This window comes from Undibacterium sp. GW821-FHT11B02, assembly GCF_058808955.1.
On sequence record NZ_JBXASD010000006.1, the window covers coordinates 1 to 20,141 of the forward strand.

Below are 20,141 nucleotides of genomic sequence, written 5' to 3' on the forward strand. Positions count from 1 at the left end.
GCCCCGCTCTTCTGCGGGAGGCGAACTATAGCAAACTTCTCCCTTCCTTTGCAAGTGCCTGGGCTAAATTATTTAGCCGGTTCCCGGGAGCATTGGCTTTGTAGGGCGCGCTGCGCGCACCGGACTTGGGTGTTTGTCGTATGACTCTGTAGCTTGCATCGCCACCTATCAACAGACGACGCTGGGCTCCTGCCTTCGCAGGAGCGACGATTTTTGGCGGTATCTATATGAATAGCATTTCGCTTATCGCCCCCCCTTGAAGGGGAAGGGTTTCGTCACGCTGCGACACGGATGGGATTTTTAAAACTATACAGATGCGACTAACATTTATAGAAGCTCGGTCATATATGAAGCATCTAATATGGAATCAGAGACGAAATTACTTATTCTTAAATACAGCCGGACGTTTCTCCAGAAAAGCCTGCATACCTTCTTTCTGATCTTCCGTACCAAAGCTGGCCTGGAAAAGACGGCGCTCATACTGTATGCCCTCTGACAGCGTAGTTTCATAAGCACGGTTGACGGATTCCTTCGCCATCATGATGATGGGCAAAGACATGGAGGCGATAGTGTTCGCTGCAGCAAACGCTTCTTCCATCAACTTATCCAATGGCACGACACGGGATACCAAACCAGCGCGCTCAGCCTCAACCACGTCCATCATGCGTGCAGTCAGACACATGTCCATGGCTTTGGATTTAGAGATGGCACGTGGCAAACGTTGCGTACCACCAGCGCCAGGCAAAGTACCGAGCTTGATTTCTGGCTGACCGAATTTCGCATTTTCTGCGGCAATGATGAAGTCACACATCATGGCGACTTCGCAACCGCCACCGAGGGCATAGCCTGCAACTGCAGCAATGACGGGCTTGCGGATCTGGCGCATGGTTTCCCAGTTGCGGGTGATGTAGTCCCCCTTATAGGCATCCATGAAGCTGTAGCCCACCATGGCAGCGATGTCGGCACCAGCGGCGAAAGCTTTTTCACTGCCTGTCAGGATAATGCAGTGGATGTTTTCATCCTTGTCGAAAGCCTTGAGCGCCAGACCCAGTTCGTCCATGAGCTGATCGTTCAGCGCATTCATGGCCTTGGGGCGGTTCAGGGTAATCAAGCCAACCTTGTCGCGGGTTTCAGTCAAAATACATTCGTAAGTCATAGTTGCTCCTGATATATATTGTGTAGGGACATGCAGCATGAATGCCGATGGTTCTATTGTAATGCGCCAGACTATGGCTTGCTGTGAAGCAGGTACAATGCACCTAATTTATTTAACGAGGTGATTGCAATGTGGTTATTAGCGCTGGAAGCGTGCGGTGCAATGTTTATACTGGTTTTTATCGTCTGGTGGACGATGTTTCAAGGCCAGACGCCAGAAACACCACCCAAAGAAGATAAAAAGCCTAAAGAACAAAATCAGCAAATCCAGGATAGCAACAATCCACAATAAACCTGGATGAGCGGAATTAATGCAGGGTACGCGGCAAGGATAAAACAAATTCCGGGATATCTGCTTCAAAGCGATGCGCATCTTCTGCCACGCAGAAGTAAATACCCTTCATGCTGCCCTGCGGGGTTTTCAGGGAACTGCCGCTGGTGTATTCAAAGCTTTGCCCTGGCGCCAGAAAAGGTTGATGGCCGACAACACCCAAGCCCTTGACTTCTTCTACATGGTTGGTGCTGTCGGTGATGATCCAGTGACGGGAAATCACCTGCGCTGCCACGGTACCAGTGTTCTTGATAGTGATGGTATAAGCAAAAACGAAATTATTTTGCTCTGGATCGGACTGGTCTTTCAGGTATTGCGTGACCACCGATACACTCATTTCATACGCTGCCATAATTTACTTTCTTGATGAATTACGGTCATTGTGCCAGACGAAGGCAACAGCCGCTTGCCCTCACAAGGTAAAATAGCACATCTTTCTCAAGCACGATTCCATCATGACCACTTTCCGCATTGCTCCCAGTATATTGTCCGCCGATTTCGCCCGACTGGGGGAAGAAGTCCGCAATGTCGTCGCCGCTGGCGCTGACATGATCCATTTTGATGTCATGGACAATCACTATGTACCTAACCTGACAATAGGCCCCATGGTCTGTGAGGCAATACGCCCCCATGTGCAGGTGCCTATCGATGTGCATCTGATGGTCAAACCCGTGGACCGTATCATCCCTGACTTTGCCAAGGCTGGTGCCAATATCATCACTTTTCACCCGGAAGCGTCAGAGCATATCGACCGCAGCCTGCAAACCATACGTGACCATGGCTGCAAGGCTGGCCTGGTATTTAACCCTGCCACACCGCTGAATGTGCTGGAAAACGTCATCGACAAAATCGATATCGTCCTGATCATGTCGATCAACCCCGGTTTCGGCGGCCAAACCTTTATCCCGCATACACTGAAAAAAATTGCGCAAGCCCGCAGGATCATTGATGAATCAGGTCGCGACATCATGCTGGAAGTGGATGGCGGTGTCAAAATTGAAAACATCGCAGAAATCGCCCGCGCCGGTGCCGATACCTTTGTTGCCGGTTCTGCCATTTTTGGCAAGCCAGACTACAAAGCCATCATTGACGCCATGCGCAACGAGCTGGCCAACGTGTAATCCCATAACATTTCATCTTCAGGCTTTTCGCCATGCGTGCGAAAAGCCTTCTTCTGATCGCCCCAGCCATGTTCAGCCACATCAAAGCCGCCATCATTGACCTCGATGGCACCATGATCGATACCGCCCCGGATTTTCTGGTCGCCATCAACCGTATGCGAGAGGATTTTGCTCTGACGCCACTCACGCTGGATGTCATCAAAACCATGGTAGGCAAAGGTTCTGAGAACCTTATTCATAAAGTTTTGTCAGTGGATTTTGATGCCGAAGGCGTGGCAGCACGTTTTGATGAGGCACTTGCCGCCTATCAACGCCATTATCTGATGATTAATGGCGACCACAGCCAGCTTTACCCGCAAGTGATGCAAGGCTTGCAAGCCTTACATGATCTTGGACTGCGGCTGGTCTGCGTCACCAATAAACCACTGGCATTTGCCTTGCCACTGATGCAAAAGAAAGAAATCCATCACTATTTCGAGCATGTCTATGGCGGCGACAGTTTTGCAAAAAAGAAACCTGATCCTTTACCCATGCAAGAAGCCTGCAAGGCGTTAGGCTTGCTACCTGAGCACGTGCTGGCCATTGGGGATTCCAGCAATGATGCCATTGCCGCCCGTGCAGCCGGTTGCCCGGTCCTGACAGTGCCGTATGGATATAACCACGGCGAAGCTGTACAAAATATTCAAAGTGATGGTATAGTCGAAACCCTGTTGATAGCAGCACAATTGCTGTCAGCGAAAAACTCTCATTGACTTTCAAACCATTCACATAACGAATGTTTCCCGATAACAAACGTTCCATGATCACTCCAGGCACTTTTGAGGCCTGGCTATGGCGACGCTGGCAATTCTGTTAAACCACGAATGCCGCGAGTGGTTGTGCACATCCCCAGCACATCTTCTTGCTTGTTATATCAATCTGTCTTATCCGTCCTTACTCTGGTCTTGAGCGAATTTGCGTGCGTTACTGTCGTAGACGCGTGCATAAGCTTCAGGAACAGGCAGACGGTTGAAAGAAAACCATGACCGAACTCGAATTCAAATCGTTGGCCGCGCAAGGCTACAACCGTATTCCCATGATTGCGGAAGCCTTCGCTGATCTGGAAACCCCACTCACTCTGTATTTGAAACTCGCCCAGACCCAGAATGCCGGCAAGAACACCTTCTTGCTGGAATCCGTCATGGGTGGCGAACGCTTTGGCCGCTATTCCTTCATCGGCCTGCCTGCCAACACCCTGTTGCGTAGCTTTGGTGAAAAAGTCGAAGTCCTGAAAAATGGCCAGGTCATAGAAAGCCATGACATGAATCCGCTGGATTTCATTGCCGAATTCCAGTCACGTTTCAAGGTTGCCCTACGCCCTGGCCTGCCGCGTTTTTGCGGTGGTCTGGCCGGTTATTTTGGCTACGATGCCGTACGTTATGTAGAAAAACGCCTGGCTGGCAAGGCACCGAAAGATGATCTGGGCCTGCCCGAAATCCAGTTACTGCTGACTGAAGAACTGGCTGTCATCGACAATGTGTCAGGTAAACTTTACCTCATCGTGTATGCCGACCCAACACAGCCAGAAGCCTGGTCCAAAGCGCGTCAGCGTCTGAAAGAATTGCGTGCCATGCTGCGCCGTAGTGTTGATGCCCCTGTCACATCGGCGTCAGTACGTACAGAATCGATACGCGACTTTGCCAAGGAAGATTATCTGAAGGCCGTAGAAAAAGCCAAGGAATACATCATGGCAGGTGACCTGATGCAGGTGCAGGTTGGCCAGCGTATCAAGAAACCTTATGTAGATTCTCCGCTGTCACTGTACCGTGCTCTGCGTTCGCTGAATCCTTCACCGTACATGTACTTCTACAATTTCGGTGACATGCAAATCATCGGTGCATCACCAGAAATTTTGGTGCGCAATGAAAACCTGAATGATGGCAACAAGAAAGTCACCATACGCCCGCTGGCAGGTACGCGTCCACGCGGCTCGACACCAGAACGCGATGCAGAACTGGCAAAAGAATTATTAGCCGACCCGAAAGAAATCGCCGAACACGTGATGCTGATCGACCTGGCCCGTAATGACATAGGTCGCATCGCCCAGACTGGCACAGTCAAAGTCACTGACCAGATGGTCATTGAAAAATATTCACATGTACAACACATCGTCTCGAATGTAGAAGGTGTCCTGCAAACCAACCTGTCCAACCTCGATGTATTGAAAGCCACCTTCCCGGCAGGCACACTGTCTGGCGCACCCAAGGTCAGAGCCATGGAGTTGATTGACGAACTGGAACCTGTCAAACGCGGCATTTATGGCGGAGCCTGTGGTTACCTGTCCTTCGGTGGCGAAATGGATCTGGCCATTTCCATACGCACCGGCGTATTAAAAGACGGCATGCTGTATGTGCAGGCAGCAGCTGGCGTAGTGGCAGATTCCGTTCCCGAAATGGAATGGCAGGAAACTGAAAACAAGGCACGTGCAGTATTACGTGCAGCAGAACAAGTGCAAGATGGCCTGGATGGGGAGATTTGAAAAGTGCCAGACCAAAAATCTCACCTGATTGCCACCCAGTCATCCCTTACGCTGTTTTAAGAGGTCTTACTTATGCTACTGATGATAGACAACTACGATTCCTTCACTTACAACCTGGTGCAGTATTTTGCCGAGCTGGGTGAAGATGTGCGTACCTACCGCAATGATGAAATTACGATTGCCGAAATCGAGGCGATGAAGCCTGATCATATCTGTATTTCACCCGGGCCCTGCACGCCAGCAGAAGCCGGAATTTCCATCGCGGTGATAGAACGCTTTGCCGGTAAGACACCTATCCTCGGTGTCTGCCTTGGACATCAGGCCATAGGCGCAGCCTTTGGCGGCAAGGTCATCCGTGCCAAGCAAGTCATGCATGGCAAAACTTCAGCCATTGCCCACACTGGTGTCGGCGTCTTCAGGAATTTGCCCAGCCCTTACACGATTACCCGTTACCACTCCCTGGCGATAGAACGCGCCAGCCTGCCGGATTGTCTGGAAGTGACAGCATGGACAGATGACGGTGAAATCATGGGGGTACGCCATAAGGAATTCAATCTTGAAGGCGTGCAATTCCATCCCGAATCCATCTTGTCCGAGCATGGCCACGCCCTGCTGAAAAACTTTTTGACTGGAACAGCATCATGACCATCTCACAACAAGAAGCACTGACACGTCTGATTGAACACCGTGAAATTTTTCACGACGAAATGCTGTTCCTGTTTCGCAAGTTAATGGGTGGCGAAATGTCGCCAGTCATGATCACTGCGCTGACCATGGGCTTGCGCGTCAAGAAAGAAAGCATAGGCGAAATCACTGCCGCCGCCCAGGTCATGCGTGAATTTTCGACCAAGGTGCCGCTGGCAAATACCGACAACATGATCGACATTGTTGGCACGGGTGGTGACGGCGCGCATACCTTTAATATTTCTACTGCATCGATGTTTGTCACTGCTGCTGCGGGTGCACGCGTGGCCAAGCATGGTGGTCGCAGCGTATCTTCTTCTTCGGGCAGTGCCGACGTATTGGAATCGCTGGGTGTGAATATCAATCTCAAGCCTGAGCAGATTGCCCAGTCGATTGCACAAACCGGCATAGGTTTCATGTTTGCACCTAATCACCATGCGGCGATGAAACATGCCGCACCGGTACGTCGTGAACTGGGTGTGCGTACCATCTTCAATATCCTGGGGCCATTGACCAACCCTGCTGGCGCACCGAATATTTTGATGGGTGTGTTTCACCCTGATTTGGTCGGTATACAAATACGTGTCTTGCAACGCCTTGGTGCACAACATGCACTGGTGGTGTGGGGGCGTGACAATATGGATGAAGTTTCACTCGGCGCACCGACGATGGTGGGTGAACTGGTGAATGGTGAGATCCGTGAATACGATATCCACCCCGAAGATTTTGGTCTGCAAATGGTATCGAACCGCAATTTGCGCGTATCTGGCGCGGATGAATCACGCGAAAAAATCCTGGAGATCATGAACAATGTCGCTGGTCCGGCGAACGATATCGTCGCCCTGAATGCGGGTGCTGCGCTGTACGGCGCAGGCATTGCAGCTTCAATTGCAGATGGTGTTAAACTGGCGCAGTCCGTCATTGCATCCGGTGCGGCCAAGGCCAAGCTGGAACAGTTTATTGAAGTCACCCAGCAATTAGGGAAGTAAGCTCATGTCTGATATCTTGAATAAAATCCTGGCCGTCAAAGCCGATGAAGTGGCGGCCGCCAGGAAATACCAATCCTTTGCCAGCCTGCGTGCTGAAGTTGAATCCAATAAAGAAGCACGCGCAGACCTACGTGATTTTGAAGGTGGCTTGCGAGGAAAAATCACGGCAGGCAAGGCAGCTGTGATAGCCGAAGTTAAAAAAGCATCCCCTTCAAAAGGCGTATTACGAGCCGATTTTCGCCCGGCAGACATTGCACAAAGCTATGCTGAACATGGTGCCGCCTGTTTGTCTGTGCTGACTGACGTGCAATTCTTCCAGGGTGCGCCTGAATACCTGCAACAGGCACGTGCAGCCTGCACCTTGCCTGCCTTGCGCAAGGATTTCATGATTGATCCTTACCAGGTTTATCAAGCCAGGCATTGGGGTGCAGATTGTATATTGCTGATCGTCGCCGCACTTGACCATGGTTTGATGGCAGAACTGGAAGCCTGCGCACATGAACTGGGCATGGGGGTACTGGTGGAAGTGCACAATGGTGAAGAGCTTGATGCCGCCTTGAAACTCAAGACAGCCATGCTGGGCATCAATAACCGCAACCTGCGCACGTTTGAAGTATCGCTGGATACGACAATAGGCTTGCTGCCACGCATCACCCCTGACAAACTGGTGATAACCGAGTCCGGTATCATGTCAGCAGCAGATGTCGCCCGCATACGCGAAGCGAACGTGCACGGCTTTCTGGTGGGTGAAGCTTTTATGCGGGCAGAAAACCCAGGGGCAGAACTGGCGAAAGTGTTTGGGTAATTAACTGCTTTTCAAAGCATCCTTTCAAGGGGATGCTATCGGGGGTTTTGCAAAACATATTTTACAAAACCCTTTTTACCATTTACAGCCCTTACCCGTCACCGTATCTGCCACAATCACCCCGGCTACCAGCAAACCCGCCAGCGTCACATTGCCTACGCGTGCACCATTCGAATACGCATTCAGGCAATCCTTCCTTTTGGCATCCTGCACGTCTTTGCCGAATTTTTCTTCCAATTTCAGATCAGTAGTTGCTGGTATAGGTACCCGGCCAAACTCAGGTCGCCTGTGTTTTTTATCTTCTGCCAATGCAGTTTTTCGCAAACCGTCCAGGTCCAATGCACTCGCATCCGCTGGTGCCGATGGGGCCACGTTTGACGCATTAGGTTCAAGCATCTGATTGTTCATCGCCGGTGCCGCTATGGATGTCTGGGTTCTGTTATCGCGCAATCGCTGTGGCAGTTGTGTGATGGGCTGCGATGTCGCCACATTCGCAGGAACTTGCGGTGTCTGAGGCTGCACCTTGGGTAGTGTGGTGACGAAACTGACATCCAGATATTTGAATATGTCTTGTTGCCCCGAAGTTCTTTGTAAAGCCTGGCGTACAAAAAGCAGCAGCAACACATGCAAGAGCACGATGCCTGCCAAATAAGCAGGTTTTTGCCATCCCGGTTTCGACAAATAGAAATGCGATGCGGTCATGCAGGCGATGAGTTGAAGTAATGATGGTCTATGACAAAATCATACGTCAGAAAGTTCAGCTTCAAGATTTCCGCCGCAAGACAGCAACGTGCACTGATGTTTTCCGCAACGGAACTCGCGGCACTATAACGGCCAACGCCGATCAGGTGGGCTTGATCACCGTATGAGGAAATGTAGGATCAGCCGATGCCTTGATGAAATCGACAAAAGCCTTGAGCGGTGCGGGCATAAGACGACGTCCCGGGTAATACAGGAATGGGCCGGGAAAGCGCAGCCACCAGGGCTCAAGCACAGCCTCCAATGCGCCCCTATCAAGATGCGGGCGCAACCAGTCCTCAAAAAGATAGATGATGCCGCTTCCAGCGATTGCCGCATCAACCAGAAGATCAACGGCACCGCCGATACGCACGATCAGCGGCCCTGCCGGTGTGACCTGCACCAGCTCATCATTACGCTCGAATTCCCATGCCGGTATCGTCCCGCTGGGAAAGCGCCCGCTCAGGCAGGCGTGGTCGACCAGTTCACGCGGATGCTCTGGGCGACCATGATGATCAAAGTAAGCCGGTGCTGCAGCGACGGCCATGCGTTGGAAACGAGGTCCGATCGGCACAGCAATCATGTCCTGTTCCAACCGTTCGCCGTAACGAATACCCGCATCACATCCTGCAGCCAACACATCGACAAAGCTTTCCTCGGCGACCACCTCTAGTTTGATATCTGGATAGGCCGCAAGAAACGCGGGCACGATGGCAGGCAACACCAGTCTGGCCACACTGACAGGAACATTCAATTTCAATGTGCCCGCAGGCTTGTCGCGAAAGCCATTCACTATATCGAGCGCCGCTTCCACTTCGTTTAAGGCTGGTGCCAGTCGTGTCAGCAAGCCTCTGCCAGCCTCGGTCGGTGCCACGCTGCGCGTCGTGCGATGGAGCAGCCTGACTCCGAGTTGAGTTTCAAGACGGCGCACCGCCTCGCTCAGACCCGACGCGCTGACGCCACTCGCCCGTGCGGCATCGCGGAAGCCGCCGGCACGTGCCACTGCCACAAAGGCGTTCAGGTCATTCAGGTCAATATTCATTGTGCGTAATATCGTACAGCCCGTACCGATTATACTGACTTATCAGCAACGTCGACAATGGCTACCATGATCACTTTAAAACCTTGAAGGAGATAGAGCATGTCAAAAATCAGTCAGCCAGATACTTTTACCCTGGGTAGTCGTACCGTAAAACGCCTTGGCTACGGTGCCATGCAGCTTGCCGGCCCTGGTGTATTCGGCCCACCCAAAGACCGCGATGCAGCACTGGCCGTGCTGCGTGAGGCCATCACATCCGGGGTGAATCACATCGACACCAGCGACTTCTATGGCCCCCATGTGACCAACCAACTGATCCGCGAGGCGCTAGCACCCTACTCTGACGAGCTAGTGATCGTCACCAAGATTGGAGCACGGCGAGGGGCGGATGGCTCGTGGCTTCCGGCAACATCCACTGCGGAGCTGACCCAGGCAGTCCACGACAATCTGCGCAACCTCGGACTGGATGTACTCGATGTAGTCAACCTCAGGGTCATGTTCGACACGCATGGCCCTGCCGAAGGTTCGATTGAAGCTCAACTCACTGCACTGGCGGACCTTCAACGGCAGGGCCTGGTGCGTCATATAGGACTAAGCAATGTCACCTCTACCCAAGTAGCGCAAGGGCGCGGTATCTGCGAAATTGTTTGCGTACAAAACCACTACAATCTGGCGCACCGGGCAGACGATGCCCTGATCGATGACCTGGCCAATGCAGGTATCGCCTATGTACCGTTTTTCCCGCTGGGTGGGTTCAACCCGTTGCAGTCATCTATTCTGTCGGATGTTGCTGCCCGCCTTGGTGCCACGCCCATGCAGGTGGCGCTCGCCTGGTTGTTGCGACGCGCACCGAACATCCTTCTGATTCCCGGCACCTCTTCCGTCACACATCTGCGTGAAAACCTTGCGACCGCAGAGATCAACCTGCCGGCTGATGTGATGTTGGCGCTCAACGGCATAGCGGCAACCGCTGGCAGCGCGTCGTCGTGAAAAAAACCGCAATACAGAATGTCTGCATTGCGGTTCGCTGAATTGCCACTTGGTGTTTACCTGAAGGGTTTACCGTTTGCCGGGCTTTTGATAACTTGGTCTGACAAAACTACCGCCTTTGGCAGCTGCTTGTATGGACAGCGACAGTGCCGGTGCGTCATCTACCTGTAATTTGGCTTGTACGGTCAACAGCTCGTCACGACGGAAGGCATGAATCTGCACTGTTTCACCAACACGATACCTGCCCAATGCCGTTGCCAAGCTGTCCGCCGCATCTGCTGCGGTCACTCTAATACCATTGACCGCCATCAGCACATCATTGGCTGACAAACCAGCCAGATGGGCAGCACGGCCTTCGTGGGCATTGGCGATCTTGCAGTCATTACCGTCGCGTACCACACGTACACCCAGGCTGGCTTTTTTGTTCGCATTGCCATCATTGGTCAACACAGCAAAATCAGCGTACATGGCTGCCAGCGGCACATCTTCTGTACCACGTACATGCTTGTCCAGGAAGCGGCGTACATTCACGCCGGTTGTTACCTCGACCAGACCTTCAAATTCAGTTTCGGCCAACCCCTGTTGCTTGCCAGTCAGTACGCGATCATAGAAATCACGGCCAAATTTTTGCCACAGCACGCGCATAACGTCGTCCAGCGATTTCTTGCCAGCACTTTCTGCGCGTATCATCAAATCCAGCCCCAGCCCCACCAGTGAACCTTTGGTGTAGTAGCTGACGATGGCATTCGGTGAATTTTCATCCTGACGGTAATACTTGGTCCAGGCATCAAAACTGGAGTCGGCCACGCTTTGTTTCAGGCGACCACTGCCACGTGTCACCATATTGATGGTTTTGGTGATCAGTTTCAGATACGCTGCTTCATCAATCACACCAGCTCGCACCAGCATCAAATCATCGTAATAACTGGTGAAGCCTTCAAACAACCACAACAGACTGGTGTAATTTTCTTGCTGCAAGTCATAGTGAGCAAACGCTGCCGGTTTGATGCGCTTCACATTCCAGGTATGGAAATATTCGTGACTGCACAAGCCCAAAAAGCCTCGGTACCCATCGCTCATTTCAGCCTGATGCTTGAGCGGCAAATCGGTGCGGTTGCAAATCAGCGCAGTTGATGCGCGATGTTCCAGACCGCCATAGCCTTCACCGACAACCATGGTCATGAACACATAGCGGTCCATCGGCGCTTTTTTGGTGCGTGGTTCAAACAGGGCAATCTGTGTTTCGCAGATTTTTTTCACATCAGCAACGATGCGGTCCATATCCATGTTCGGTACTTTGCCGGTCACGACAAAGTCATGCGGCACGCCATGTGCCTCAAAGGTGGCCATGACAAAATCACCCATCTCAACCGGGTGATCAATCAGCGCATCGTAATTAGCAGCTACATAGGTGCCAAAGCCATAGCGTTTTGCTTTCAGTTCAGGCAAGGAAGTAGCGACGCGCCAGGTCTTACAGGCGGTCACATCAGCGCGCTGGATATCCACCACATGCGGGCGCATTTCCTGGCCATGCACACTCAAAAAGACGCTGGTACCGTTGAAGAAGCCGTGACTTTGATCCAGGTGTGCAGCACGTACCGACAAGTCCCAGGCATACACTTCATAAGTGATGCGCAATGCCCCCTTGCATGGGGCAGCCTGCCAGGTATTTTTATTCAGCTTTTTCAGTGCGACTTTTTTACCATCTGAACTGGCCTTGATCTGTATGATGTTGCGAGAAAATTCGCGCACCATATAGCTACCCGGTATCCACACAGGCAGACTCAGCACTTGTCCTTCAGCGTCTGGCGCGGCTATATCCAGCGTGACCTGATACAGATGGCCCGCCAGATCCTTGGGCACGATAGAGTACAGTAAGCCATGCGCAGATGCGGTGGTGATTGTCCCTTGCTTCTTTGTCGTTATCGTTTTTTTCATCCTGAACGATCTTTCCGAATCTTTATTAATTGGTTTTCTGACTTATTTGAACTCACGTAACTTAGTAGCTACGCACATTCGCGGCAATAAAGGTAAATATCTGCGCGCCCACGACCACACGGGTCAGTTGCAGGCGCAGGTCAATAAACCACTGCGGCACACCATAACTCTGGTACAGACGCTTATCGATGAGGTAAGCAGCAATAAAACCTGCCACCTGCACCACAAAGCCAAACAGCATGTTAATCATCGAACACCAGGCAATCAGGGTGGGGATGACGCCCCAGATCAAGGCTTTTTTGGTTTCTTCATGATCACTGCCGCCCGCCATGATGGTCACACCCCAATGCAAGCCGCCGAGGAAGGACAAAATCACAATGCCGTAATAGAGCTGCGCCTTGATGAAATAACCCAACCAGTCAGGATGCACGACCCAGCATGCCAAAGTCAGCAAAACAAAAGGCACCAGGCCCAAAAAGCCCAGACGTATCACCAGTTTCTGATTGAGATTATTCATAGAGTTGAGCAGTCACATAACCGCCCTGCATTAAATCAGGTCGAAGAAAAACGCTATTCTAGGGCTAAATTGGCCACATAGATATATCAGGTGCAGATTTCACTCCGGTAAGTGCAAGCGCAAAGGTAAAACATTGTGGCAAAACGATGCGCATTTTGTCACACCCATACGTATGAGATATTTTATTTGCATCAATAGTGGATGCAGCCACTAACCACAAGTGCACCAGATTAAAACCAGTCCACTACAAGCGCACGCTAAGCAAATCCTGCGGAAGGTCAATATCGTGGTGAATACCGGCATCGGCTACCTCGATCTGATGCAGATCTGGCGTTTGCAGTAACTGGCGGGCACCAGTATCGCCTTGCAAAGCCAATAGCTGCGGCAGGTATTTTCTGGTAAACCCGACCGGATTACCCCTGCAGCCAGCATGTACCGGGGCCACCATATCTTTACCGTTTTGCAAAGCCTGCAATAGTTTTTGCATGGTATCCGGTTGCACGAAAGGCATATCAGCCAGAGCTATCAACCACCCTGCACTATCGGCACTGGCACGCAATGCTGCTTGCAACGAATGCGCCATACCCGCATCGGCGTCATCACAACACACGCATTGCACACCCAATGCCTGCAGTTGTCCGGACAAGATATCGCTACTGGGGCGCAGTACAGCCACGACCTTTGGCATGACAGCCAATAGATTCAGTGCGCTTTGGCTGGCCACAGTGTGGCCAATGTCCAGCGTTTGCAATAATTTATTTTCGACACCGCTGGCATCAAAACGCCGTCCGCGCCCTGCTGCCAGTAAAATTCCGGTCCAGATAGCGGGCGACGACATGGGATGAAGATTAAGTGAGAACTGACTTAGATGACTGACTAATGCAGATCAATTTGCTTTGGTTGCAGTAGCAGCCGCGGCCATACGCGCTTCCAGGACTTTTACATCCATCGCACCTGGTACACGGGTGCCATCCACAAAGAATACCGATGGCGTACCAGTAACACGCAATTTTTGGCCCAACGCATAAATCTTTTCGTGGGGTGTATTGCAATTGGCTGGCGCCTCTGGTGCGGCTTTGCCATGCAACATCCATTCATCCCAAGCCTTGTTACGGTCTGCCGAACACCAGATATTTTTTGACTTGACCTTGGAATCATCGGCCAGAATGTTATACATGAAGGTATAGACCGTGACGTTATCCAGGTTCGTCAAGGTTTTGCGGAACTGTTTGCAATAGCCACAATTAGGGTCTTCAAACACCGCAATCACACGCTTGCCATCGCCCTTGACCATTTTCAGGGCAGATTCCAGCGGCAGATCAGAGAACTTTATCTTGCTCAAATCATCGGTACGTTGTTTGGTGTAGTTGATGCCACTCTTGGAATCCAGCACATTACCGATAAACAGGTACTGGGCTTTTTCATCGGTATAGATAATGTCAGAGCCTATGCGTACTTCATACATGCCTGCATACGGCGTCTTGACGACAGAATCCACCTTTGCACCTTCACCAAGGCGCGGTTCCACCAATTTGCGCACGCTGGCTTCCATTGCGGTTTCTGTTGCCGCATTGGCCAACCCGGCAATACCAAGTGCCAGCATCAGCAAGGCTTGTTTCAATTTATTCATCACTGTCTATCTTTCAATTCGTGGCCTGCCAACGATCGGCATGTTAATAACTACTATTGTATGCGAGCTTGAGCACACCTGCTGAACACATCTGCACTAAGACATTTACTTGCCCATGGCATGGGCAATCAGTCTGCCTTTTATGACTGGCAATTTATCTAACAAGTTCAATCCCAAATCACGCATCACCCGCAATGGCGTCAGATCAGACTCAAACAGGCGCGCCAGGCTATCGGTTGTCAATTGCATTAATAAGACTTCTTCCTTGCGCGCTCGCTGATAACGTCCCAGCAGGCGGGCATCACCGCAATCGCGATGGGCTTCACGCTCTTTGACTATCTTCAGCAAATCACGCACATCCGCAAAACCCAGGTTCATGCCATGCCCGGCCAGCGGGTGCACCGCATGGGCGGCGTCACCGATCAAGGCCACACGCTGCGCTATCGCACTGTGAGGCCGTATCAGCTTCAGGGGGAAGGCCCGTATCACTTCAGGCAAAACCGGGCGCAAAGTACCAAGAGCATCGGCACAATACGGCGCTAAACGCTCAACCAGGGCAGACAAAGGCTCGTTCACCAAAGTCTGGGTCAACACATCTGGTGCCGACCACACCAGCGAAACACGATTACCCGGCAAAGGCAACAAGGCGATGATGCCTTGCTCTTGCACAAACCATTGTCGCGCGATGCCATGGTGCGGTTTTTCACATTCAAAATTCGTCACTACACCCTGCTGATTGTAGGAACGATAATCCAGCCCGATATCGCAAGCACCCCGCACCCAGGACTGCGCACCATCAGCGCCGACAATCAAGGCCGCGCGCAAGATACTGCCATCTTCCAGCACGATATGCGCGCTATCCGCTTCCTGCACTAATTGCTTTGCACGCCCCTGTACCTGCGTCAGGTTCTGGGCAAAGCGCAAAGCCGTATCCAATGCCTGGTTTAAATTCTTGTCTTCGACTATCCATGCCAGTTCATTCGCATGTGCGCCATAGGCATCAAAACCCAGCTTGCCCGCATCGACCTCGCCACCGCCATGCACCTGCATGGCAGTCACAGGTGCCACCCGCGACAAATCCAGCGCATCCCACACTTTTAATGAAGACAGCAAATCATGAGCAACATGGTTCAGCGCATACACACGCACATCCCAGTCAGCAGACGCTGACACCGAAGCTACAGTCGGTGCCACCGACACTGGCGCACCACCCGCACTCAACAAACTCACCCGCAAACCCGCCTGCGCAAAACCCAGCGCCGCCGCCTTGCCCACCGCCCCATTGCCGACGATGCAAATATCTGTGTCGTAAATCTGAGTTGACATAAGCCCACCACCAAAACCCGATAATCACCCCATTATACGGTAAGCCCACCCACCTGCCAGATGCGCCAAATCAAAGCACCGTCATAGAGCGCCGCACGCCTTTTTTCAGAAAAAGCTTGCAATCAGCACCCAACATGTCTATAATTCTTGGTCTTGGCCTGGTAGCTCAGTCGGTAGAGCAGAGGATTGAAAATCCTTGTGTCGGTGGTTCGATTCCGCCCCGGGCCACCAAGGAATATGTAATAAAAATAAGGGCTTACAGCGATGTAAGCCCTTATTTCGTTCTTCCATTCGTTCTACAAAAACCACTCCCGTTCTACAATTTTCTGTAGGAGCTCTGCAAATGCCCAGTGATTTCTTCAAAAATTTATTGGCAGATTTCACCTCCGCCAACATCTGGAACAACTGGGCTTTCTATATTTTAGTTGTGCTCGGATCGGTGCTTTTCACTTATTTTCGTGGCCTAATAAGTTCATACACAAACAAACGCGGTGAAATTTTAGCCACAAAAACAGACTGGGCTGAATTGTTGCGGCAAATTGTGGCAACAGAAAGGGCAAAAACAGACATTTCAACGGCTGCTTCTGATGCAGCCACGCTAAGAGCTGTAATGCGCGAAAAAATGGAAACTTTCATTGAAACAGCTTTTAGTATAGAGCTGTGGCTTGAAAAAAGTCGGAACGACGAAATGCTTCGAGGCATAACCACCGAATCAAATAGTTCACCGTTGCCCAAACTTTCCACGTTTCAGATGATTTATTTTCCAGATTTAACCCCTGAAATGACTGAACTTAAAGCTAGGTTTAAAGCAATGCAATCTTGGAATTCAAGCGTCCTATTTGACTTAGCTGAAGCCCAAAAAAACACTAGCGCTCCGAGTACAAGTTACGGTGAAATTATGGAATTCGAAAAAACTCATTTGGCACCATTCCGTCAAGCCGTTTTGGATCTAAACAATGCGATGCTCTACAGATATGCAAAACAAGCTGGCTTATCTCTGAATAACTCGACATCTATTTAAGGGCTTGACCAAATCCCCCTTGCGATCACGTGTATAAGGGGACCTCCCCTTACGCCGTGCAAGCGTAAAGTCTGCGACCGATTTCGACGGTTTCCCTACCTTCCTTGCGTGCAGGGTGATCCAAAATGCAACCAACCTCGGCAAATTGTGACTACCTTTCGAGCTAGGTTTGCACGTATATGAATAAATATGCTTTCCATTGGAACAAATATTTTACTACAACGGCAATTATTTATGCATTAGCCAAGCCAACCAAAACGGACAAGAGACACACAATTTCTGTCTTTCCATTTTTGCAAAAAAAAATTAAAAGGATATATGCATCAAATTTTACCCACAGTTCCGACTGACAACCTATACAAGTTCTTTTCTATCGTTGGCGTATGGCTTTTCGCTGTATTTTTGTCTGTTGTACTTGTATTAATTTACCTAGAAAAAAAAATGAACTACGAGAGGGAGTTAACTAACCAACACTCGTTCGCAATCAAACACCAGCGAATAATTTTGGCAAGAATTGAGTCGATAAAAGCTGGCAAGTTGCAAGAAAATCAGATTGATTGGCTTCCGGAAAAACTAAAAAACGATCCAATTGCACAAAATAAGTATCTCACTGAGCTATTCGACGATTATCAAGATTCAGCCGATAGGACCAAGGGTGCTAACTACTTTGGCTACCAACGCATTTTATCTGGCTTTTACGACTCCCATCTTGCTGAAACAATGGCGGCATTAGCCAGCCTTAGTTTCTTTTTTTGCTACATCGGATTTACACGGTGGTGGAAAAAAGTTCAAGTTCCTTACGATAAAGACATTTTGCTTTCTTTGAAATTAAAAGAAGATCAGCAAAGAAAACTGACACTAGAAATTCAAGAAGCTGAGACTAGAGTCAAGATTACCGACTTAACAAAGACGAAAACGGAGTTGGAAAACAAGAAAATTGAAGCGGAAATACATAAAATGTATAACTCCTCTAAATATCGTTGCAAGAGACACGTTATAAATTCGCATATTGAAGAGGCAAATAAAAATGTCGAAGATCAGAAAGCTGCTCCTGCCCAATCAAAATAAAACATCAGAAAAATTTGCGCTAACAGTAAAGCTTTATAAGCAAACAAAAACTCAGCCGCATCAATGGAAGGCACCTCACCCAACTCCGCAAACTCCGTGAAATCCGAGCCGCCAACCGCTGATGCGAGCAGATGCCCAGAAAACTCAAATCACTTGGACGCCGCACAAAAATCCTTACAGGTTCCCATCAGGTTCCGCTGCCGTCGAGATACTGACAATAAACAGGTCCAAGATTTTAATGCTTTCTGCCAGCGCGCCTTCTAGCGGCAAACCCCAGCTTGGGAATTGGCCGTCAATGTACATGCGTGCCAAGCCATAGACCAGGGCGCGTGCGGCAATTTGATATCGCTGGATGTCGCCGGGGCGAAGCAAACCCTGGGAGGCAGCGTCACACATCAGTTCATTCATTCTGGCGCGAATCAAATCGTTGCTGCCTCTCAATTTGGAGCCTTCATAGTCAATCACCGAGCGTGACGAGATGACTTGAAAATGCGTGGGGTTGGTAAATGACCACTGTAGAAAGCCGACACCAATAGCGCGGAATTGCATGAGTGGGTTCTCTTGAGCTGCGGCACGTAATGTGTCTGCTACGGAAGCGCCAAGCCGTTCCTGGGCCTCTTCGGCAACGGCAGTGAGTAGTGCCGTGCGGGTAGCAAAGTGACGGAACGGTGCCGCAGGCGAAACGCCGACCAGTTTTGCCACTTCGCGCACGCTGACAGCTTCTAGTCCCTTATCTTCGATCAATTGTACACAGGCATCTACGAGTGCTTTCCGTAGATCGCCGTGATGATAGGCACGGGCTGGTGCTTCTTTGCCAGCAGGCTTGCGTGAGTTGTTTTTGGTGGGCTGGTTCATTCGCTATTTTTTAAAAATGTAATTGCTGCTTACATTCTAAGCCAGAATCGTTATAATCCAAATGTAATCAACGATTACATTAATCAATCTTTTAAGGAGTCGTATGAAAATTCGCATGAATCCAGTCTGGTTTTACTTCGGTCTTATATTTTCGCTTTGCGGCTCAACAGCGGCGCTGGCTGCTGATCATGCTGAGCATGTAGTGACAGAGCAGACTTCGACATCGGTTGATCTGTCGGTAAGTAGTCCGATTGCACCCTTGCTGGCGAAGGGTGTCGTGGTGATTCCCGTTAAGTCGAATGATGTCAAAATCGCGCCGGTCTATGGTGACGCTGCGGCACAAGTTGTCCCGCGCGTGGGACATTTGCATGTCACGCTGGATGGCGCTTCCTGGCACTGGGTACATGCCGACGAAGGACCAGTCGTTATACAAGGTTTATCCAGCGGGCGGCACCAACTCACGCTCGAATTAGCCGATGCGGCACATCACATCCTTACCAGTCGTAAGCTAGAGTTTGTTGTGCCTTGATGAAGGCATGAAGCGGACGGTGACACTTGTCGCTGTCCGCTTAAGCCGATGGCAGATGTCGATAGGCTCTGCATTGGGCAATGAAACGTATCGCAATACGTTTCACTTATGTTGCAACAAACTCAGTCTGCGTGAATATCTTCGTTGGCATTATTGCGCACGAAGTGTTGGTCCTGGATATCAAAATTCGATGCCGCAATTGCCTTGTTGCTGACACTGGTCACGCGCCATTGTACGTGGGCCTCGCTGTCAGTGATCAGCAAGGGCAGGCGGTATTTTTTACTCCAGCAGATTTTGCTTTCAACACCATTGCGTGTCAGGCTGTACCAGATGCAATTGTCGATGGCTTTTTCTTCAGGCAAAGGCTTGTTCGCCGTGGTCAGCTGGTATGCCGCAGTTGGCCTGTTAAGCGCGTGCGACATGCTGAACCAGTCGGTGAAATGGCCAATCCGGTATAGGTTGGTACGATCAATGTCGGTGCGTATCTTGCGCTTGAGGTCCAGCACAACCATGCTCCATTCAACTTCCCTGGGCTGCTTGAAGACGAAAGTCTCCAGTGCATCGTCAGTGCGGCGCTTTAAACGCTGGTTGCGGTCACGCCAGACTTGCACCTCATGTTTGTCAGCACCCAATTGATAACTGGCCTGAAAATGGACCTGTGCCGGTTCTGCCTTGTCGTTAAAGACTTTGTCAAAATCGAGGTTGCTGGGCTGGCTGCTGACGGCGGTAGCGGTAGCACATAGCGTGGCAGCCATTAAAAAAATGACCCGCGAAATGCGCGGGCTGGAATTAAATGCAAAAAATCTCATATTACTTACTTGCCTGGAACGAATTGATCCGGGGTAGGCAGTTAAGCCTACACCGGATCATGTGAATCAAAATGTCAT

Annotated in this window: 22 protein-coding genes and 1 tRNA gene; 12 read left to right on the forward strand and 11 right to left on the reverse strand. The window is 50.6% G+C overall.

Annotated elements, in window-relative coordinates:
* Window positions 1–379 precede the first annotated feature (379 nt).
* The gene (locus AC1RVX_RS13510) at window positions 380–1,156 is read right to left on the reverse strand and encodes an enoyl-CoA hydratase (RefSeq protein ID WP_493217125.1); all 777 of its coding nucleotides are present in this window, start codon (window positions 1,154–1,156) and stop codon (window positions 380–382) included.
* A gap of 129 nt (window positions 1,157–1,285) precedes the next feature.
* On the opposite strand from AC1RVX_RS13510, the gene AC1RVX_RS13515 reads away from it, so the two are divergent.
* Window positions 1,286–1,447, forward strand: a complete 162-nt coding sequence (locus tag AC1RVX_RS13515) for a hypothetical protein (protein ID WP_493217126.1) — start codon at window positions 1,286–1,288, stop codon at window positions 1,445–1,447.
* A gap of 16 nt (window positions 1,448–1,463) precedes the next feature.
* Here the strand turns inward: AC1RVX_RS13515 and apaG are convergent, their stop codons facing one another.
* Window positions 1,464–1,838: a Co2+/Mg2+ efflux protein ApaG gene (gene apaG / locus AC1RVX_RS13520; protein WP_493217127.1), complete on the reverse strand. Its 375-nt coding sequence runs from the start codon at window positions 1,836–1,838 to the stop codon at window positions 1,464–1,466.
* A 103-nt stretch (window positions 1,839–1,941) separates the two neighbouring features.
* On the opposite strand from apaG, the gene rpe reads away from it, so the two are divergent.
* From rpe to trpC, 6 genes are all read left to right on the forward strand, one after another.
* Complete coding sequence (gene rpe / locus AC1RVX_RS13525; protein ID WP_493217128.1) at window positions 1,942–2,607, forward strand: ribulose-phosphate 3-epimerase; 666 nt, start codon at window positions 1,942–1,944, stop codon at window positions 2,605–2,607.
* Between the two features lie 32 nt (window positions 2,608–2,639).
* Complete coding sequence (locus tag AC1RVX_RS13530; protein ID WP_493217129.1) at window positions 2,640–3,359, forward strand: phosphoglycolate phosphatase; 720 nt, start codon at window positions 2,640–2,642, stop codon at window positions 3,357–3,359.
* 269 nt (window positions 3,360–3,628) lie between these two features.
* Window positions 3,629–5,125: an anthranilate synthase component I gene (gene trpE, locus AC1RVX_RS13535; RefSeq protein ID WP_493217130.1), complete on the forward strand. Its 1,497-nt coding sequence runs from the start codon at window positions 3,629–3,631 to the stop codon at window positions 5,123–5,125.
* A gap of 72 nt (window positions 5,126–5,197) precedes the next feature.
* Window positions 5,198–5,770 (forward strand): anthranilate synthase component II, encoded by a 573-nt coding sequence (locus AC1RVX_RS13540; RefSeq protein ID WP_493217131.1) that lies wholly within the window; start codon window positions 5,198–5,200, stop codon window positions 5,768–5,770.
* Window positions 5,767–6,798, forward strand: a complete 1,032-nt coding sequence (trpD, locus tag AC1RVX_RS13545; RefSeq protein ID WP_493217132.1) for an anthranilate phosphoribosyltransferase — start codon at window positions 5,767–5,769, stop codon at window positions 6,796–6,798. The genes AC1RVX_RS13540 and trpD overlap by 4 nt, the downstream gene beginning before the upstream one ends.
* 4 nt (window positions 6,799–6,802) lie before the next feature.
* Complete coding sequence (trpC, locus tag AC1RVX_RS13550) at window positions 6,803–7,603, forward strand: indole-3-glycerol phosphate synthase TrpC (protein ID WP_493217133.1); 801 nt, start codon at window positions 6,803–6,805, stop codon at window positions 7,601–7,603.
* 75 nt (window positions 7,604–7,678) lie between these two features.
* On the opposite strand, the gene AC1RVX_RS13555 is transcribed toward trpC, so the two are convergent.
* Together AC1RVX_RS13555 and AC1RVX_RS13560 are read right to left on the reverse strand one after the other, a co-directional pair.
* On the reverse strand, window positions 7,679–8,305 hold the full coding sequence (locus AC1RVX_RS13555; RefSeq protein ID WP_493217134.1) for a hypothetical protein: 627 nt from the start codon (window positions 8,303–8,305) through the stop codon (window positions 7,679–7,681).
* A 142-nt stretch (window positions 8,306–8,447) separates the two neighbouring features.
* A complete protein-coding gene (locus AC1RVX_RS13560) occupies window positions 8,448–9,383 on the reverse strand; it encodes a LysR family transcriptional regulator (protein WP_493217135.1) in 936 nt (311 codons plus the stop codon).
* A gap of 99 nt (window positions 9,384–9,482) precedes the next feature.
* On the opposite strand from AC1RVX_RS13560, the gene AC1RVX_RS13565 reads away from it, so the two are divergent.
* Window positions 9,483–10,370, forward strand: a complete 888-nt coding sequence (locus tag AC1RVX_RS13565; RefSeq protein ID WP_493217136.1) for an aldo/keto reductase family oxidoreductase — start codon at window positions 9,483–9,485, stop codon at window positions 10,368–10,370.
* Between the two features lie 69 nt (window positions 10,371–10,439).
* On the opposite strand, the gene AC1RVX_RS13570 is transcribed toward AC1RVX_RS13565, so the two are convergent.
* The 5 genes from AC1RVX_RS13570 to AC1RVX_RS13590 form a co-directional block, all read right to left on the reverse strand.
* A complete protein-coding gene (locus AC1RVX_RS13570; protein ID WP_493217137.1) occupies window positions 10,440–12,308 on the reverse strand; it encodes a M61 family metallopeptidase in 1,869 nt (622 codons plus the stop codon).
* A gap of 61 nt (window positions 12,309–12,369) precedes the next feature.
* Window positions 12,370–12,825 (reverse strand): DUF3429 domain-containing protein, encoded by a 456-nt coding sequence (locus AC1RVX_RS13575; protein ID WP_186950784.1) that lies wholly within the window; start codon window positions 12,823–12,825, stop codon window positions 12,370–12,372.
* A gap of 244 nt (window positions 12,826–13,069) precedes the next feature.
* A complete protein-coding gene (locus AC1RVX_RS13580; protein ID WP_493217138.1) occupies window positions 13,070–13,663 on the reverse strand; it encodes a nucleotidyltransferase family protein in 594 nt (197 codons plus the stop codon).
* A 48-nt stretch (window positions 13,664–13,711) separates the two neighbouring features.
* Window positions 13,712–14,455 carry a DsbC family protein gene (locus AC1RVX_RS13585; protein ID WP_493217139.1) on the reverse strand — a complete coding sequence of 248 codons (744 nt, stop codon included), beginning with the start codon at window positions 14,453–14,455 and terminating at the stop codon, window positions 13,712–13,714.
* A 105-nt stretch (window positions 14,456–14,560) separates the two neighbouring features.
* Window positions 14,561–15,781 carry an FAD-dependent monooxygenase gene (locus tag AC1RVX_RS13590; protein ID WP_493217140.1) on the reverse strand — a complete coding sequence of 407 codons (1,221 nt, stop codon included), beginning with the start codon at window positions 15,779–15,781 and terminating at the stop codon, window positions 14,561–14,563.
* 155 nt (window positions 15,782–15,936) lie between these two features.
* Between AC1RVX_RS13590 and AC1RVX_RS13595 the strand changes: the two genes are divergently transcribed.
* From AC1RVX_RS13595 to AC1RVX_RS13605, 3 genes are all read left to right on the forward strand, one after another.
* Window positions 15,937–16,012 (forward strand) — tRNA-Phe (locus AC1RVX_RS13595).
* Window positions 16,013–16,124: 112 nt separating this feature from the next.
* Window positions 16,125–16,802, forward strand: a complete 678-nt coding sequence (locus AC1RVX_RS13600; protein ID WP_493217141.1) for a hypothetical protein — start codon at window positions 16,125–16,127, stop codon at window positions 16,800–16,802.
* Between the two features lie 318 nt (window positions 16,803–17,120).
* A complete protein-coding gene (locus AC1RVX_RS13605; protein ID WP_493217142.1) occupies window positions 17,121–17,870 on the forward strand; it encodes a hypothetical protein in 750 nt (249 codons plus the stop codon).
* A 174-nt stretch (window positions 17,871–18,044) separates the two neighbouring features.
* On the opposite strand, the gene AC1RVX_RS13610 is transcribed toward AC1RVX_RS13605, so the two are convergent.
* Window positions 18,045–18,725, reverse strand: a complete 681-nt coding sequence (locus tag AC1RVX_RS13610) for a TetR/AcrR family transcriptional regulator (RefSeq protein WP_493217143.1) — start codon at window positions 18,723–18,725, stop codon at window positions 18,045–18,047.
* Window positions 18,726–18,828: 103 nt separating this feature from the next.
* Here AC1RVX_RS13610 and AC1RVX_RS13615 point away from each other — a divergent pair, with 103 nt between their 5' ends.
* Window positions 18,829–19,254 (forward strand): DUF6130 family protein, encoded by a 426-nt coding sequence (locus AC1RVX_RS13615; protein WP_493217144.1) that lies wholly within the window; start codon window positions 18,829–18,831, stop codon window positions 19,252–19,254.
* Between the two features lie 122 nt (window positions 19,255–19,376).
* Here the strand turns inward: AC1RVX_RS13615 and AC1RVX_RS13620 are convergent, their stop codons facing one another.
* Window positions 19,377–20,063, reverse strand: coding sequence for a hypothetical protein (locus tag AC1RVX_RS13620; protein WP_493217145.1), 687 nt, complete (start codon window positions 20,061–20,063; stop codon window positions 19,377–19,379).
* Window positions 20,064–20,141: the final 78 nt, after the last annotated feature.